This window comes from Vibrio neptunius (assembly GCF_000967495.1).
In the GTDB taxonomy this organism is placed as follows: domain Bacteria; phylum Pseudomonadota; class Gammaproteobacteria; order Enterobacterales; family Vibrionaceae; genus Vibrio; species Vibrio neptunius.
In genome coordinates this window covers 85,613-101,074 of record NZ_JXXU01000043.1, presented here as the reverse complement: position 1 = coordinate 101,074, position 15,462 = coordinate 85,613, and the positions used below count along the sequence as shown (strand labels likewise).

14 protein-coding genes are annotated in these 15,462 nt (G+C 43.9%); 4 read left to right on the top strand and 10 right to left on the bottom strand.

From position 1 onward, the window contains the following. Nucleotides 1-67 precede the first annotated feature (67 nt). The 8 genes from TW84_RS14935 to TW84_RS14900 all read right to left on the bottom strand — a co-directional run bounded on the left by TW84_RS14935 (nt 68) and on the right by TW84_RS14900 (nt 8,361). The gene (locus TW84_RS14935; protein ID WP_045976425.1) at nt 68-799 is read right to left on the bottom strand and encodes a substrate-binding periplasmic protein; all 732 of its coding nucleotides are present in this window, start codon (nt 797-799) and stop codon (nt 68-70) included. 386 nt (nt 800-1,185) lie between these two features. Continuing rightward, a complete protein-coding gene (gene rplT / locus TW84_RS14930; RefSeq protein WP_004401084.1) occupies nt 1,186-1,539 on the bottom strand; it encodes a 50S ribosomal protein L20 in 354 nt (117 codons plus the stop codon). A gap of 41 nt (nt 1,540-1,580) precedes the next feature. After that, nucleotides 1,581-1,775 carry a 50S ribosomal protein L35 gene (gene rpmI / locus TW84_RS14925; RefSeq protein ID WP_019275792.1) on the bottom strand — a complete coding sequence of 65 codons (195 nt, stop codon included), beginning with the start codon at nt 1,773-1,775 and terminating at the stop codon, nt 1,581-1,583. Between the two features lie 105 nt (nt 1,776-1,880). Continuing rightward, nucleotides 1,881-2,432 (bottom strand): translation initiation factor IF-3, encoded by a 552-nt coding sequence (infC, locus tag TW84_RS14920; RefSeq protein WP_071881323.1) that lies wholly within the window; start codon nt 2,430-2,432, stop codon nt 1,881-1,883. Nucleotides 2,433-2,435: 3 nt separating this feature from the next. Beyond that, complete coding sequence (thrS, locus tag TW84_RS14915; RefSeq protein WP_045976424.1) at nt 2,436-4,364, bottom strand: threonine--tRNA ligase; 1,929 nt, start codon at nt 4,362-4,364, stop codon at nt 2,436-2,438. Nucleotides 4,365-4,593: 229 nt separating this feature from the next. Next, nucleotides 4,594-5,796, bottom strand: a complete 1,203-nt coding sequence (locus TW84_RS14910; protein ID WP_045976423.1) for a hypothetical protein — start codon at nt 5,794-5,796, stop codon at nt 4,594-4,596. Nucleotides 5,797-6,039: 243 nt separating this feature from the next. Continuing rightward, nucleotides 6,040-7,644: a methyl-accepting chemotaxis protein gene (locus TW84_RS14905; protein ID WP_157634051.1), complete on the bottom strand. Its 1,605-nt coding sequence runs from the start codon at nt 7,642-7,644 to the stop codon at nt 6,040-6,042. Between the two features lie 276 nt (nt 7,645-7,920). Further along, nucleotides 7,921-8,361, bottom strand: a complete 441-nt coding sequence (locus tag TW84_RS14900) for an Lrp/AsnC family transcriptional regulator (RefSeq protein ID WP_045976421.1) — start codon at nt 8,359-8,361, stop codon at nt 7,921-7,923. A 146-nt stretch (nt 8,362-8,507) separates the two neighbouring features. On the opposite strand from TW84_RS14900, the gene TW84_RS14895 reads away from it, so the two are divergent. Continuing rightward, nucleotides 8,508-9,092 (top strand): LysE family translocator, encoded by a 585-nt coding sequence (locus tag TW84_RS14895; protein ID WP_045976420.1) that lies wholly within the window; start codon nt 8,508-8,510, stop codon nt 9,090-9,092. Nucleotides 9,093-9,188: 96 nt separating this feature from the next. Beyond that, a complete protein-coding gene (locus TW84_RS14890) occupies nt 9,189-9,959 on the top strand; it encodes a siderophore-interacting protein (protein ID WP_045976419.1) in 771 nt (256 codons plus the stop codon). Nucleotides 9,960-9,999: 40 nt separating this feature from the next. On the opposite strand, the gene TW84_RS14885 is transcribed toward TW84_RS14890, so the two are convergent. Continuing rightward, a complete protein-coding gene (locus tag TW84_RS14885; RefSeq protein WP_045976418.1) occupies nt 10,000-11,112 on the bottom strand; it encodes a DUF481 domain-containing protein in 1,113 nt (370 codons plus the stop codon). A 274-nt stretch (nt 11,113-11,386) separates the two neighbouring features. On the opposite strand from TW84_RS14885, the gene TW84_RS14880 reads away from it, so the two are divergent. After that, on the top strand, nt 11,387-13,216 hold the full coding sequence (locus TW84_RS14880; RefSeq protein ID WP_045976417.1) for an MFS transporter: 1,830 nt from the start codon (nt 11,387-11,389) through the stop codon (nt 13,214-13,216). Here the strand turns inward: TW84_RS14880 and TW84_RS14875 are convergent. Beyond that, a complete protein-coding gene (locus TW84_RS14875; protein WP_045976416.1) occupies nt 13,193-14,077 on the bottom strand; it encodes a LysR family transcriptional regulator in 885 nt (294 codons plus the stop codon). The genes TW84_RS14880 and TW84_RS14875 overlap by 24 nt on opposite strands. Before the next feature lie 194 nt (nt 14,078-14,271). On the opposite strand from TW84_RS14875, the gene TW84_RS14870 reads away from it, so the two are divergent. Continuing rightward, nucleotides 14,272-15,420, top strand: coding sequence for an S-(hydroxymethyl)glutathione dehydrogenase/class III alcohol dehydrogenase (locus TW84_RS14870; protein WP_045976415.1), 1,149 nt, complete (start codon nt 14,272-14,274; stop codon nt 15,418-15,420). Nucleotides 15,421-15,462 lie beyond the last annotated feature (42 nt).

Sequence of the window (15,462 nt, the reverse complement as noted above, 5' to 3'; positions counted from 1 at the left end):
ATGATGTTGCGACATTTTGTTTCGGCCCATAATGTCACCCTAATCGCATTCAGGTTGGAAATGCACACTATTCGTACTTTTCAAAAATGGCGGAGATCCTCCCCGACTGTTGGAGCACTTTCAGACCTGAATTAAAAGCCGAAATAATCTGCTCTTTTTTGGGGTGATCGCGACTCGTCGCTATGTATAAGGGGTTTGCAGCTAACGGTTTCTCAATCAGAGCAAACTCATCAATATCCATGCCGCTATTCTTTAAAAACCAGCGAAAAAAGATCTTATCTGCTACTAGCGCATCAATTCTTCCGGTTTTAAGTTTCTTAACGTTAGTGGCTAAATTGTCTGCATCTAAACGATCAAAGTCATTAGAATGCATAAAAGCATCATCGTAGGCGTAACCCCGAATTACACCTATTCGTTTACCATTCAGGCTTTTTAAATTGTCGTAATCAAACGTATTGCTCTTAAGCGTCACAAAAATCAGTGAGTTGGTTAAGTAAGCGTCACTATAGTAGAGGTACTCCAATCGCTCACTGCTTTTCCACACCGTGAGAGCAATGTCATAGCGTTGAGTTGCCACTTCTCGTAAGGCACGGCTCCATGGCTTGATGGTATACTTCATATTGTAGCCTTGCACAGCAAACGCTTCTTCTACAATCTCATGTGCCAGCCCTTTGATATCATGTGAATCAATCACATAGGGTGGCCACTCGTCCTGAATAGCCCAGACAACCTTCGCACTTACCGTTACTTGGGCGAACAATAAGTACAATGTTAACCCAATAATAATTCGCACAATCATGATCTGATCTCATCAAATACACTTCTAGAGAGTGTAGTCGATGTTGCGTAAGATTGTTCGACTGGTATGGTGTGGCTCTCACCTCGTTGCTTGATCAGAACGCCTACCTAGAGCAGCATAGCCCCCCATTGATGTGTTCGAATAGCGACCACTCACCAAATTCTGTTCAAGCCTTAGAATATCTACGCTCAATTAACCAGATTCAGTCTAGGAAGTTAAATACTGCTATCACTGATTGGGGAAAATAGGCAACATTAAAACATCTTTTCGATGGATGAACAGTAATACCGACGGGATTGGCGATATTGAATGAGGTGTGGGAATAATAGCAAACAAAAAAGGAGAGCCGAAGCTCTCCTTTTATTAATCCTAATCACTAACTCTAATTAAAGAGCAGCTTTCGCTTTCTCAACTAGAACTGCGAATGCAGCCTTGTCGAATACCGCGATGTCAGCAAGGATCTTACGATCGATCTCGATAGATGCTTTCTTAAGACCATTGATGAAACGGCTGTAAGATAGACCATTTTGACGAGATGCCGCGTTGATACGTGCAATCCATAGTTGACGGAATTGACGCTTCTTGTTGCGACGGTCACGGTAAGCGTATTGACCAGCTTTAGTAACTGCTTGGAAAGCTACGCGGTAAACACGTGAACGTGCACCGTAGTAACCTTTAGCTTGTTTTAGAACTTTCTTATGACGTGCACGAGCTTGTACACCACGTTTTACGCGAGGCATTATGCTTCTCCTAAACTAAACGATAAATAAACTAAAAAGAATTAAGCGTATGGCATCATACGAACAACTGCAGCCACTTCACATTTTGGAAGGATTGCGTTTGGACGTAGTTGACGCTTGTTCTTAGTAGTACGCTTAGTCAGGATGTGACGTTTAGTAGCGTGCTTAAACTTAATACCACCAGCAGTTTTCTTGAAACGCTTAGCAGCACCTTTGTTGGTTTTCATCTTAGGCATGATGAATAACTCCGCATTGTAGTAGTTTAATAAACATGTAATCAGGGCGAATAAAGCCCCGCCGCTTTGAAAAACGGCAGGGTTTAATTACTTGTAAGCCGTTAATTACTTCTTCTTAGGGGCAAGCACCATGATCATCTGACGCCCTTCGATTTTCTTAGGGAAAGATTCCACTACTGCTAAATCAACAGTGTCTTCCTTAAGACGATTTAGAACATCAACACCGATCTCTTGGTGTGCCATTTCTCGGCCACGGAAGCGAATTGTTACCTTCACTTTGTTGCCTTCTTCAAGGAAACGCGTCAGGTTGCGTAGTTTTACCTGATAGTCTCCAATATCAGTTCCAGGACGGAATTTAACTTCCTTAATCTGAACCTGTTTTTGCTTCTTCTTCTGCTCTTTAGCAGACTTGCTCTTCTCAAAGAGGAATTTACCGTAGTCCATTACTCGACATACTGGTGGCTCAGCGTTTGGACTAATTTCTACCAAGTCCATACCCGCTTCTTCAGCTGCTGCAACCGCTTCTTGAATAGAAACAACGCCAACTGATTCACCATCAGCGCCAGTCAAACGAACTTCACGAACGCCACGAATTTCACCGTTTAAACGATGAGCATTTTGTTTGGCCGGTACTTGGCCGCGTCTTCCGCCTTTAATAGTTTATTCCTCCAGATTGAGCTTACGGCTTGAGATCTCGTCTTGGATGTAAGAAATAAAGTCATCCACTTTAAACTTGCCGAGATCCTTACCTTTACGAGTACGTACTGCAATCTCTCCGGCTTCCATCTCTTGGTCGCCACAAACCAGCATATACGGTACACGCTTCAAAGTGTGTTCGCGGATTTTAAAGCCTATCTTCTCATTTCTCAAGTCCGCTTTAGCTCTAATTCCACATTTTTGTAGTTTTTGGGCCACTTCCTGAGCATAATCCGATTGCTTATCAGTAATATTCATAATTACTGCTTGCTCCGGAGACAGCCAAGTCGGGAAGAAACCGAAATATTCTTCAATCAGAATACCAATGAATCGTTCTAATGAGCCTAGGATAGCGCGGTGAATCATGACAGGAACTTGACGTTCGTTGTTTTCATCGACGTAGGTCGCACCCAAACGGCCTGGTAGGTTGAAGTCTAGCTGAACCGTACCACACTGCCATGCACGGTCTAAGCAGTCGTGCAGCGTAAATTCAATTTTAGGGCCGTAGAAAGCACCCTCGCCTTCTTGAATCTCGTATGGAATATCCATCGCTTCAAGAGACTGTTTCAACGCTTCTTCAGACTGATCCCAGATTTCATCTGAACCCACACGTTTTTCTGGGCGAGTAGATAGTTTAACGACGATGTTATCAAAACCAAATGTCTGATATGTATCGTAAACCATCTTGATACAGCTAGTGACTTCGTCTTGAATCTGACTTTCAGTACAGAAAATATGCGCATCATCCTGAGTAAAGCCCCGAACACGCATGATACCGTGTAGCGCACCAGAAGGTTCGTTTCGGTGACAAGAGCCAAATTCCGCCATACGTAGCGGTAGATCACGGTAAGACTTAAGTCCTTGGTTGAAGATCTGAACGTGGCCAGGACAATTCATTGGCTTAAGTGCATAGTCACGGTTTTCAGAAGCCGTTGTAAACATGGCTTCTGCGTACTTGTCCCAGTGCCCAGAGCGTTCCCATAAAACACGGTCCATGATTAGTGGACCTTTAACTTCCTGATAGCCGTATTCAGTCAGTTTTTCACGAACGAATACTTCAAGATCTCGGAAGATAGACCAGCCGTTGTGATGCCAGAAGACCATACCCGGAGCTTCTTGCTGCATGTGGAATAGGTCTAGCTGCTTACCGATTTTACGGTGGTCACGCTTCGCTGCTTCTTCTAAGCGAGTAAGGTGCGCTTTAAGCGCTTTTTTGTCATGGAAAGCAGTACCGTAGATACGTTGTAGCATCTTGTTGTCACTGTTACCACGCCAGTAAGCACCTGCTACGTTAAGTAGCGTGAAGTGCTGACAGAACCCCATATGTGGTACGTGTGGACCACGACACATATCGATGTATTCTTCATGATGGTAAAGACCTGGACGATCATCACGAGAAACGTTCTCGTCTAGGATTTCCATCTTGTATGTTTCACCGCGAGCTTCAAATGCATCGCGAGCTTCCTGCCAGCTAACCTTTTTCTTGATGACTTGGTATTTGGTCTTAGCAAGCTCTTTCATACGCTTTTCAATCTTTTCTAGATCTTCTTGCGTTAGAGAGTGCTCAAGGTCGATATCGTAGTAGAAACCATTATCGATAGTTGGACCAATCGCCATTTTCGCTTCCGGGAAAAGCTGCTTGATCGCGTGACCAAGTAGGTGAGCACATGAGTGGCGAACGATTTCTAGACCATCTACTTCATCTTTAACTGTGATGATTTCTAGGCTCGCATCTTGTTCGATAAGATCACAAGCATCAACACGGTTACCATCAACACGACCAGCGATGGTTGCTTTAGCAAGACCAGGACCGATAGATTGTGCGACATCAAGAGTAGAAACAGGGTTGTCAAATTGACGCTGACTGCCGTCAGGAAGAGTAATAATAGGCATTTAACTATCCTTTACAGTGGTGTTGCACACCAAGCAACACTTGATTGTAGAAATATCTTTATATAACAAACAGTTATAAAAAAATAAAGATGTAGGCATACAAACTTGGCTCACTTTTAGGTACAAATACAGATGAACCTCTCAATGAACCAAGTTGGGCATACTAAAACATTCTGAGCTAAAAAGACACCAGCAACTGAATATCACTCAAAATCATCAGTAAAAGAAATCAGTTGAAGCCAGTCTGACAATGCTGAGCAACCATTTGCCGATACTGAAGCACGCTGGCCTGAAAAACAGGGTCTTGCAAGCCAGGGGCATCTGAAGGAGTGTCAATTTCATGTGGGTCGGGGTTCAGTTGTAAATACTCCAGTAAAGCTCGCAGATAATCCCTATTTAGTAGGCTGTTGACGGCGTATATAGTTCGCCCACTATTGGTATCTGTATAGGATGAGCTAACATAGGCGTTACTATTTGTATTAAGCAGTTGCTGTAACGCTGGTACATTACTTGGCCCTGACCAAACGCTGTCATGAGCTGACTGAGCGATATTGCCCGCAAACTGGTCATTCTGATTGGTGGTGAGACTTAACCGACCAGAAAAATTAACGGTGTGCCCTGTAACACCATTGGTTATGCCATCTGACATCAGTGGATGATACTTGATAAAGACATTATCTTGATTACTGGATGTATTGATTGTTCCTGACGTCGTGAAGCCATACTGAGCGACATAATAAAACTCTCCAGCAGAGCAGGAACGCTGCACAACCAATGGAGTCATAAAAAGAAAAGAATCAGGGTAGTATGTCTGTATCAATGGCCCGTTAAATGCGAAAGTGTAGGACCCAGCTCCTGAGTGCCAAGAACCCGAAGCTGGTGACGTTACTTCACCCAACTTATATAAATCGCACCCCATTAGAGAAAGGCTAATAGCGTTACAAAAATCACTAGTATTAATATGCCCAATGTATTGATCGGTATTTGCGTCTAATGGATCTTTAATACCAAAAACTGGCAAATCCAACACCGTCCGACGTCCATCACTTTGAGCGACACCACTGACGGTAATACTACCCTGGGAGTTCTCATCTCTTAGGTATTGAACTGTCATTTGGCATGTCTGTGACGCGGCGAGTTCTACTCCGTGACATTGATTATCAGTCACCGAAAATCCCACTGCCAATCCAGACGTTTCTACCGTTAGATCCAATTGCTCTGAGCCATTGTTCTCTATAGTTAATGTGGTTTCTCTGAGTCCATTTACATTAATCAAGGCGCGTCCCTGATTTGACGAGCGATAAGTTAACGTTGAGGTCGAACTAGATGGCTGAGTCGTTTCACTACTGTCACTGCCACTACCCCCATCATCGCCACCGCAAGCCGATAAAAATAGCGACAACAATAGTACCCATATATATTTCATCTTCATTTACCGTCCTATCCATAGTAACCGCTAATACTAGAACGATGGTTTTCTTGGTCAAGGAAAAATCATATTTCCCTTAGCATTGAAGGCTTATTGCTGTCATTTATAAACATTCATTCAAATTTAACACAACACAAACCATTCAATAATTATATTATATACAGCAATAATATAACCACAAAACAACTCATAAGTAATAATCATTGCTTTCCACTCAAACGTCAATAACGCTTATAAACAACACAATTAAAGCTTAAAGAAATCGAGTTTAGTTTTCTGTTTCTCCACCAATTTAGATAAGGTCGTGCTAGCGTTAGTACTTTGGCTCGTTGCTTCTACGTTTTCGCAAACCAGAGATAGCATCGTTGTAATGTTATCGTTAATATTCTGAGCTACCAGAGAGTTCTGTTCAGTCGCGGTGGAAACTTTCATGTTGAGTTGATTGATGTCGGACACTGATTGCGTTATGCCCGTCAAAGCTTCACTGACTTGATGTGAATGACTGTTACTACTGGCTAACAAATCTAGGCTGCTCTGCATACGTTCGTTGGCCAAATTAGCTTGGTGCTGGATATCTTCTATGATGCTTTGAATCTTAGTGGTTGATTCCTGAGTGCGCCCAGCCAGCATCCGAACTTCATCTGCAACTACAGCGAACCCGCGACCAAGTTCGCCAGCTCTCGCCGCCTCAATGGCGGCATTCAGTGCTAATAAGTTGGTTTGTTCTGAGACATTCTTTATTACCTCCACCACAACATTAATATTTTCTGATTCTTTTTTCAGTATGTGTATCACCTCTGCTGCACTGCCAAGAGATTTACTCATCTGTTGATTCACTTGATGACTTTGTTGAAACACATTCAACCCTGACTGAGCCAATTGATCCGCTTGCTGAGCAGTGGTGTCTGCTAATTGCACATTACCGCTTAAATGCTGAGAAGCGCCAGTCAATTGAGCGACTGCAGCCACAACATATTCAATCTCCTTCAACTCTAACTGGGCATTATTTTCGGTTTTTCCCAGAGCAGAAGTCAATTGTGTGGAGGCGGTAGACACTTCTTCACTTGTCTGTCGCAGCGCTTGCACGGTCGAATGTAACCGACTGACTGTTTTGTTAACATCTCGACTCAATTGGGCAATTTCATTACGTCCTTTAACGTCTAAAGATACTCTTATATCACCCTCCGCGACGTTGCTTACCGCCGTGCGCAGCGTCAATATCGGCTTCACAATAATACCCGACAACCACCAAGCTAAGAGTAGAGACAAAACCAACAGGGTAAATACCATAATGGCTGCCGTATTTTGAACTGTTTGGTAGTTGGCCTGGTTTTCTGCTGTCATCACCCCTGAGAAGTGTACAATCTTTTTCGACATCTCCTTGAGCAATTTCGTCATCTCATCGACATTAGCGCCGAGCTGAGTAATGAAAGTCTGTTGCTGGGGTTCATCGGCAGTACCACTTTCCCCTTGCCTCACGACGTCAAAGAATTGGGTTGACAGTGCGACATAGCGAGCTAACGCTTCACGGATCTTCTCGATATCCTCAGCAAACGTTTTCCTCTCCATCAACATCGACAAATAAGCTTCTATCTGCGCTATCCTCTCTTCGACTTGAACTTGGTTTTCAGCGTCAATAGGCAGCATACGCAATGAGTACAGTTCATCATCAATTTTGGATAAGGTATCTTTATAGAAAATCAAAGATTGAGCATTCACTACAGAGTTTTTCTGCACATTGGCTAAATTATTATTGGTCACTCCAAAAGAGAGCAATAATAAAATCGCTGCCAATATGACAGGGGAGAGAACCTGAGCACGAATAGACATGTTGTTTAAGAGCGAAGTCACTGTTTCGATCCCTTATGTGGAATTAATCTAATATCGCTCTTTATAGACTAATAACTATCGGCACAATGACAGGTTGGACGAATTTATAGATATTTTATACTTATTTATCAGAAAGGTACTGCACACTAAAAGTGTCTTTGCCCATCAACATTTAGAATAGAACGTCGACTCCATTTCATTGTTTAGACAACAAGTCTTTCATAAAGATATATGACATTCCTTGTTATCAATATGTTTTACAATCAACTCAGAATATTAAATCATACGCCTGTTTAATTACCTTTGATCTTTAGGAGAATCCATTACCACCATAGTCGTAATTGCATTGACCTGAGCGCACTCACCTAATACATCGGCATGAAATTTTTTATAACTGGTTAGATCTTCAGTTTCGACCCGCAACAAGTATTCATTTGCACCCGTGATATTGTGGCATTCAACAACTTGATCGACAAACCGAACATGCTGCTCAAACTCGAGCTGGGCTTGCCGACGATGGCTCGCTAACCCGACCGACACATATGCGATAAAACCAACACCCATCTGGGTTCGGTCAAGAACAGCTCGGTAACCTTTAATCATTCCCTGCCGTTCGAGTTCTTGTACCCGTCTTAATGTCGCCGAAGCAGATAAACCAATTCTTTCAGCAAGTGTTACATTGGCTATTTTCCCGTCACTTTTAAGCTCAAGCAATATTCTTTCGTCAAATCTGTCCATAACGCCTCCCTATTGTGCAATTTACGCCTAAGGTTCGAATAAAAGCACAAAATTGCGCTCTAATCCACCTATTATAGAACTTGACCGGTCAGACAATTTATTGAATTTAGCAATCTTTTCCACCCAATAGATTAAGGGATATTATTATGGAATTAGAACAACTGAGCGCTCTGGTGCTCTTTGCCTTTGTCTCGACCTTCACTCCGGGACCTAACAACATCATGCTGATGACATCAGGCGCAAATGTGGGCTATAAACGAACGTTACCCCATATGTCAGGGGTGGCTTTTGGGTTTGCCTTCATGGTGATGTTGGTCGGTATTGGGTTGACTGGTCTTTTTGAAGCCTACCCTGTTACTCACAAAATTCTTAAGTATGTCAGCCTAGCATACCTAGGTTACCTAGCGATTAAAATCGCCCTGAGCGGCAAAGCAAAGGACGTCGAAAACTTTAAGCCAATGACTTTTTTGGCCGCAGCCAGTTTTCAATGGGTGAACCCCAAAGGTTGGTCCATGGCACTCAGCTCCGTCACTTTGTACAGTAACGGCGGCGGTTGGCTGGAGCTATCTATCATCGCCTCAACCTTCTTATTAGTCAATTTCCCATCAGGAAGCTTCTGGATCATTGCAGGGCGAGAACTCCAGCGCTGGTTAACAAGCAATATAAGAGTGAGAAGTTTCAATATGCTGATGGCTGCGCTATTGGTTGGTTCAACCTTACCGATGCTGTAAGCAGGCATTCCAATGTAAATATTGTTAAAGATACTGTCTCGCCGATGAAAGAGCTGTTAGTCTAAATGCGAAAGAGAATAGTTATCGAGTAGAAATATGAATAAGCCATCAGCAAAACAACTCACCGTCCAGTCAACACAGACTATTACGCCAAACATGCAACGGATTACGTTGCATGGCTCCGAGTTAGCTGAATTTCCAGTCGACTGTATCGGCGGCTACATCAAACTCTTATTTAATCAAGAAGGTGGTACCGATTTAACTCAACTAGGCGAAGAACAACGTCCAGTGATGCGAACTTACACTATTCGTCAGTTTGACCCCGTATCCTCTACCCTTGAAGTCGACTTTGTTCGCCACATCACGGAAGATTTGCAGTGTGGTTTTGCCGCACGTTGGGCAATGAGCGCTCAGGTTGGTGATGTAATTTCTATCGCGGGGCCTGGTTCGATCTCTACGATGAACCTTGAGGCTGACTGGTTCTTTATGGTCGCCGATATGACCGCTTTGCCAGCTTTGAGCGTTAAAATTCAAAGTCTACCTGAACAGGCTATCGGTTATGCGGTTATTCAAGTCGATTCAGAACAAGACCGCCAGCCGATTAATGCACCAGAAAACATCAAGATTATTTGGCTTGATGCCTCACAGTCTCTTGCTGAACAAACCCAAGGCTTGCCTTGGCTGGAAGGCGAAGTATCTGTGTGGTGTGCATGTGAATTTGATTCAATGCGCCAACTAAGACAGTACTTCCGCAATGAAAAGGAAGTAGAGCGTGAAAATATCTACATCAGTAGCTATTGGAAAAAGGGCGTCTCAGAAGACGGCCATAAAGTCATCAAACGGCAAGACGCAGACGAGAATCAATAATCAAACAAGCGAAGCGACCTAGCTTCGCTTTTTGGTTTGATTAGATTTCATAACTCAGACCAAAATTGATTTTATAGTCATCGTTTTCCGGTACGACACCGTCTGAATCTGCCTTGGTTTGAGATACGTGTTCCCAGCTGGCTTTGATACTGAACTCTAGGTCACCTACCACGTCGATATCAAACCCAAGATCATTTTTATGGCGCATACCACCCGCATCATTACTTGCCCAGTCAAGGTTATAGGTATAGTTGAAATCGATGTCCTTAGTCAATTCATACTCAAAGTTCGATTCCAAGGTTAAAATCGTACTACTGGCACTATCTTCCTCTCCGGCTGCTACGGTCGAGAACTCACTGTATTGCATACCTGGGCCAATCGACACGTCCCATTCTGCATCCGTGTTAGCAACGAAAAAATAGCCCACTTGCATTGAAGCATTGACTTGATATTCCAAGTTTTGAAATTCGTCACTCAGTGCTGAAAACTTGATTGGTCTGAAAAAAAGTCGGTTGTTGATATAAATATCGTAAGAGCCGTCAAACTGGCTCTTCTGAGCCGTTTTTTCTTTGTTGGATTCAGACACCTCATGACGTGCATTTAGCTTGGTTCTAGATTCGACCGTATTTCGCTCAGCCTCGACTTCACCCAGCATTGAAAACTCATCAGTGTTACCTTTGCTAATATCTAGGCCAAGGAACAAGTCAGCGGTCCAATAGTCAGAGTCCTTTTCAGCCCCTCGATAAATGGAAACCACTTGAGCTACTGGAAAAGACTGCTCCTGATCGCCTTTTTTTAGATAGAGTTTGTTGTCTCGAATAGACAAATAACCATCATGAATATCACCGTCAGCTGTACGAATAGTGAAATAACTTGCCGTTTCAAGCACAGATACATCTTCGAGTTCAATTTCCTGATCGCCAAGATCATCACTGTCGAACTCGATTTCTTGATCGTAAGAGTTTGATTCCTTTTTAACAGTTCCAGTCAATTCACCTTTTAGCACTTCACCGGATTTCAATTTCACCCAATCGTCACTTTCATCGATGTAAACAGTCTGGCTATTAAGCTCTTCTGTCACTTCTTCGGCGGCAAAGGCATTTGGCTGGGCAACAACAGTGGCAATACAAAAAGCCGTTACTTTAAGTTTCATCTGTACCTTTTCTGTCTGGTAGAAACCAATCTAATCACGCATAAGATAATGAGACAACTGAACTTCAATGTCAGAAGCGAGACAAGCGACTGTCAATGTTATTGGCCACGATGCTTAAGCAAGATCATAGAAAAACTAAGCTATTTCACCTCAGCATGACACATCAACCAAGCAGCCATCGAGCCGATACCAGGTTCCATCTATTAACCAAATAACAACACTGCACTTACAACTCACTTGTAAATAGCTCTTTTTTGCTTTTAAATCAATGGTTATGACTATTGCAGCGACACTCAGACCACTAACATTACTCTTCATCAGCTCATTTTTGCTGATGGGAAGCCATGGCTTAAGCGGTATCCTACTCCCTGTTTCGCTTACAGAGGCTAATATCACTATCCAGTCGATTGGCTTCGTCCTCTCCATGTACTCTGTCGGATTTCTGCTGGGAGCGATCCTAGCCAAACGCATTCTGCGCAACATCGGCTTAGTGCGAACTTTTGCTATGTGCGGCAGTCTTGGAGCCAGTGCGATTCTTATCATGGGATTGAGTTCCGACGTCTGGATATGGGCAATAATGCGCGCGGTGATGGGCTTTTGTATTGCTTGTGCAACAACCACTTTAGATACGTGGTTTAATAGTGTGTCGACCGAATCCAATCGTGGAAAAATTCTTGCTTTTAATCAAGTGGTTATCCTCAGTGCGATTACGCTCGGTCAGTTTGGTCTCGCCATCGCCCCGCCAAATGAAACCACGCTTTTTATTCTATGCGGCGTACTTTTTAGTATTTCTGTTACCCCTGTGGTGTTCATTTCTCAGTTCGAGCCAGAAATCGAGCAAGCAGATTCCATCCCTCTCAAATCCATTTATCTGCTTTCTCCGCTAGGATTTGTCACCTGTTTCGTGTGTGGCATCCTATACTCGACCGTTGCTAACATGCTGCCCATTTACGCCGACGGCATTGGTATTACAGGCTTCCAGCTTTCCGTTTTCATGGGGGCAGCCACGGCTGGCGGAATCTTGCTGCAATTACCCATGGGATATTTATCTGACCGGTTTGAGCGACGTAAAGTCATACTTGGAGGCTGTTTTACACTCGCAGTGGTCAGCTTTGCTTTGCCCGTTTCGATTGAATGGCAATGGACATTCACACCACTGCTTCTGGTTGCAATGACGATGGGGTTGATCGCCTGTCTTTATCCTCTAAGCATTTCAGAGACGTTTGACCGTGCGATAAAATCACAACTGGTCTCAGTTTTATCCGGCTTACTGTGTGTTTACGCACTCGGGTCAATTATAGGCCCTTACACTGCTTCAGTATTAATGGAGCGACTAGATGATAGCGCATTGTTTACGTTCCTCATCATGGTGGATTTAGGGCTGATCATATTTACCATTTATCGAATGTCAGTCCGCGAGGCACTACCAGTGGAAGAACAGGAAAGTTTTGTTATGCACACCCCTGCATCCATTCACGGAGACCTAGACCCACGAACTGAATATCAGGAAAGTTCGATTTACGTTGAAGAGGCTCTAGAGAAAGTCGAAGCGCTAGCGGCATCACACCCATCCAATGCTATTAATTTTATTCGTCGTCTTGCTAGCAAACAACCGGAATGGGCGGTGTCTATTGCTGAGCGAGCAGCGCAGCTCGACAATATTGATACTGTTCTGCTTTTCAGAGCTATCACTTTGACCAATCCAGAGCTGTCCGTAGACATAGCGAAGCGTTTAGCGGAATCTGACGATAACCAGATAGAAGAACTCGTTGAATGGTTGGTGGAAAAAGAGCCCGAGAATGCGATGTCTGTCCTAGCGGCGATTACCGAGTCTATGGACAATACACCAATCAAAGTGATTGAAACACTCGCAGAGCATGACCCAGACAAGCTTGTCGAAGTCAGTCAGGAACTGGTAGCAAATATGGTGGAAACCAATAGCAATTTACGGCCTGCTGACCGCGAAGAAAGTAACCTGACTGAATCCGTCGAGGAATGGGTCAATGCTGTTTCAGAAACCGCACCAGAACGAGCTGAAGAGATCGCGGAAATAGTCGAGCAGTCGATTCAGGAAGCAGATTTAGACTCCCATGCTTCCTCCTAGTTTATCCGCCAGAAAATCAATCAAAAGTCGAACTTTAGGGGACAGGTTTCTGTTCTGAGGGTAAAGTGCCCAAATACCTTCCCTGTTGTCACGATAGTCAGACAATACTTCAATCAGTTCGCCACCATCCAACCCTTCTCTCACATAATAATCAGGCAACTGAACTAAACCTAACCCGCGCTTAGCCGCATTCAATAAAGCCGACCCAGAGTTACAATGAATACGTCCGGAAACACGCAGCGATTTTTCCCGTTTGCTCTCTTTAAAGCGCCAATAATCAATAGAGCCAACCAAACATTGGTGATTCTCCAGTTCAGATAAAGTATGTGGTTCACCATAGCGTGCTAAATACTCAGGGCTACCGCATACATAAAGTTGACGGCTAGATAATCGTTTCGCTACTAGGCTGGAATCCTGCAAACGACCCAACCTAATCGCCACATCCACACCCATTTCAATCAAATCGACTTTTTGGTTTGTTAAGTTAAGCTCTAAGTCAACCTGAGGGTAAGACTCAAGAAAATCGAACATTAGTGGTGCCAGGTGTGTTTCACCATAGGTTACCGGTGCAGTCACTTTGAGTAACCCTTTGGGAGTGGATTGCATTTGAGTCACGGCAAGCTCGGCTAACTCTAGTCCTTCGACCAAATGTTTGCACTGTTGGTAATATACCTGCCCCGCTTCAGTTATAGAGACTCTCCGAGTTGTACGATTAAGCAGCTTAACAGCAAGTCTTTCTTCCAACGCAGAAACACGCCTGCTGATCTGTGCAACAGAAGTATCGAGTCTCTTCGCTGCCGTAGTAAATGACTGCGTTTCTGCGACCGCGACAAATTCACTCACGCCATCCCAATTAGCCATAATAATTCTCCCAAAAAGTCGGACAGCAAGTTTATCATTATTACAAATATGTAAAAATCATTTTCATTTAATCGGGATTATCTTCATTAAAGAAATATATAAAATAGCCTCTAGCCAAACGAAGCTGCGAGCGAAGAGTTCCTCGTCTACGCTTACAACGTCATAAAAAACAATTAAATATCAAGGAAAATCCAATGGCACTAGAGATCAAACCGGGTCAAGAGTTTATCAAATCAAAAGCAGCCGTAGCTTGGGCTGCAGGTGAACCGCTAAAAATGGAAGAAGTCGATGTACAACTGCCTAAAAAAGGTGAAGTGTTGATTCGCATCGTTGCAACTGGTGTTTGTCACACTGATGCTTTTACGCTTTCTGGTGATGATCCTGAGGGTATCTTCCCTTCCATTCTTGGTCACGAAGGTGGCGGTATTGTTGAAATGGTTGGTGAAGGCGTCACCAGCGTTGAAGTTGGCGACCACGTTATTCCTTTATACACTGCTGAGTGTGGTGAGTGTAAATTCTGTACTTCAGGTAAAACTAACCTATGTCAGGCAGTACGTGAAACTCAGGGTAAAGGGCTGATGCCAGATGGTACAAGCCGCTTCTCTATCAACGGTGAAACCATTTTCCACTACATGGGTTGTTCCACTTTCTCTGAGTACACGGTTCTTCCAGAAATCTCATTGGCAAAAGTGAATAAAGAAGCACCACTTGAAGAAGTCTGTCTTCTAGGTTGTGGTGTCACAACTGGTATGGGCGCAGTACTGAACACGGCTAAAGTACAGAAAGGAGACACGGTTGCTATCTTCGGCCTAGGCGGTATCGGCCTATCTGCAATCATTGGTGCACGTATGGCTGGTGCCAGCCGCATCATAGGCATCGATATCAACGAGAGTAAGTTTGACCTAGCAAAACAACTTGGCGCGACAGACGTCATCAACCCCCAGAAATTCGAGAAACCAATTCAGGAAGTCATTGTTGAAATGACCGATGGAGGCGTAGATTACTCATTCGAGTGTATCGGTAACGTCAATGTGATGCGTCAAGCGCTTGAATGTTGTCACAAAGGCTGGGGCGAGTCGGTAATCATCGGTGTTGCGGGCGCAGGCCAAGAGATCTCAACTCGTCCATTCCAACTAGTCACTGGCCGCGTATGGCGTGGTAGTGCGTTTGGTGGGGTTAAGGGTCGCTCTGAGCTTCCAGAGATTGTTGAACGCTACATGGCGGGTGAATTTGGCCTTCAAGAATTCATTACCCACACTATGGGCCTCGACGCAGTCAATGAAGCCTTTGACCTAATGCACGAAGGTAAGAGCATCCGTACTGTTATCCATATGGATCAGTGAGCCTAGTTTTAGTCGTTAATAAGTCGCCACATCACCTGATGC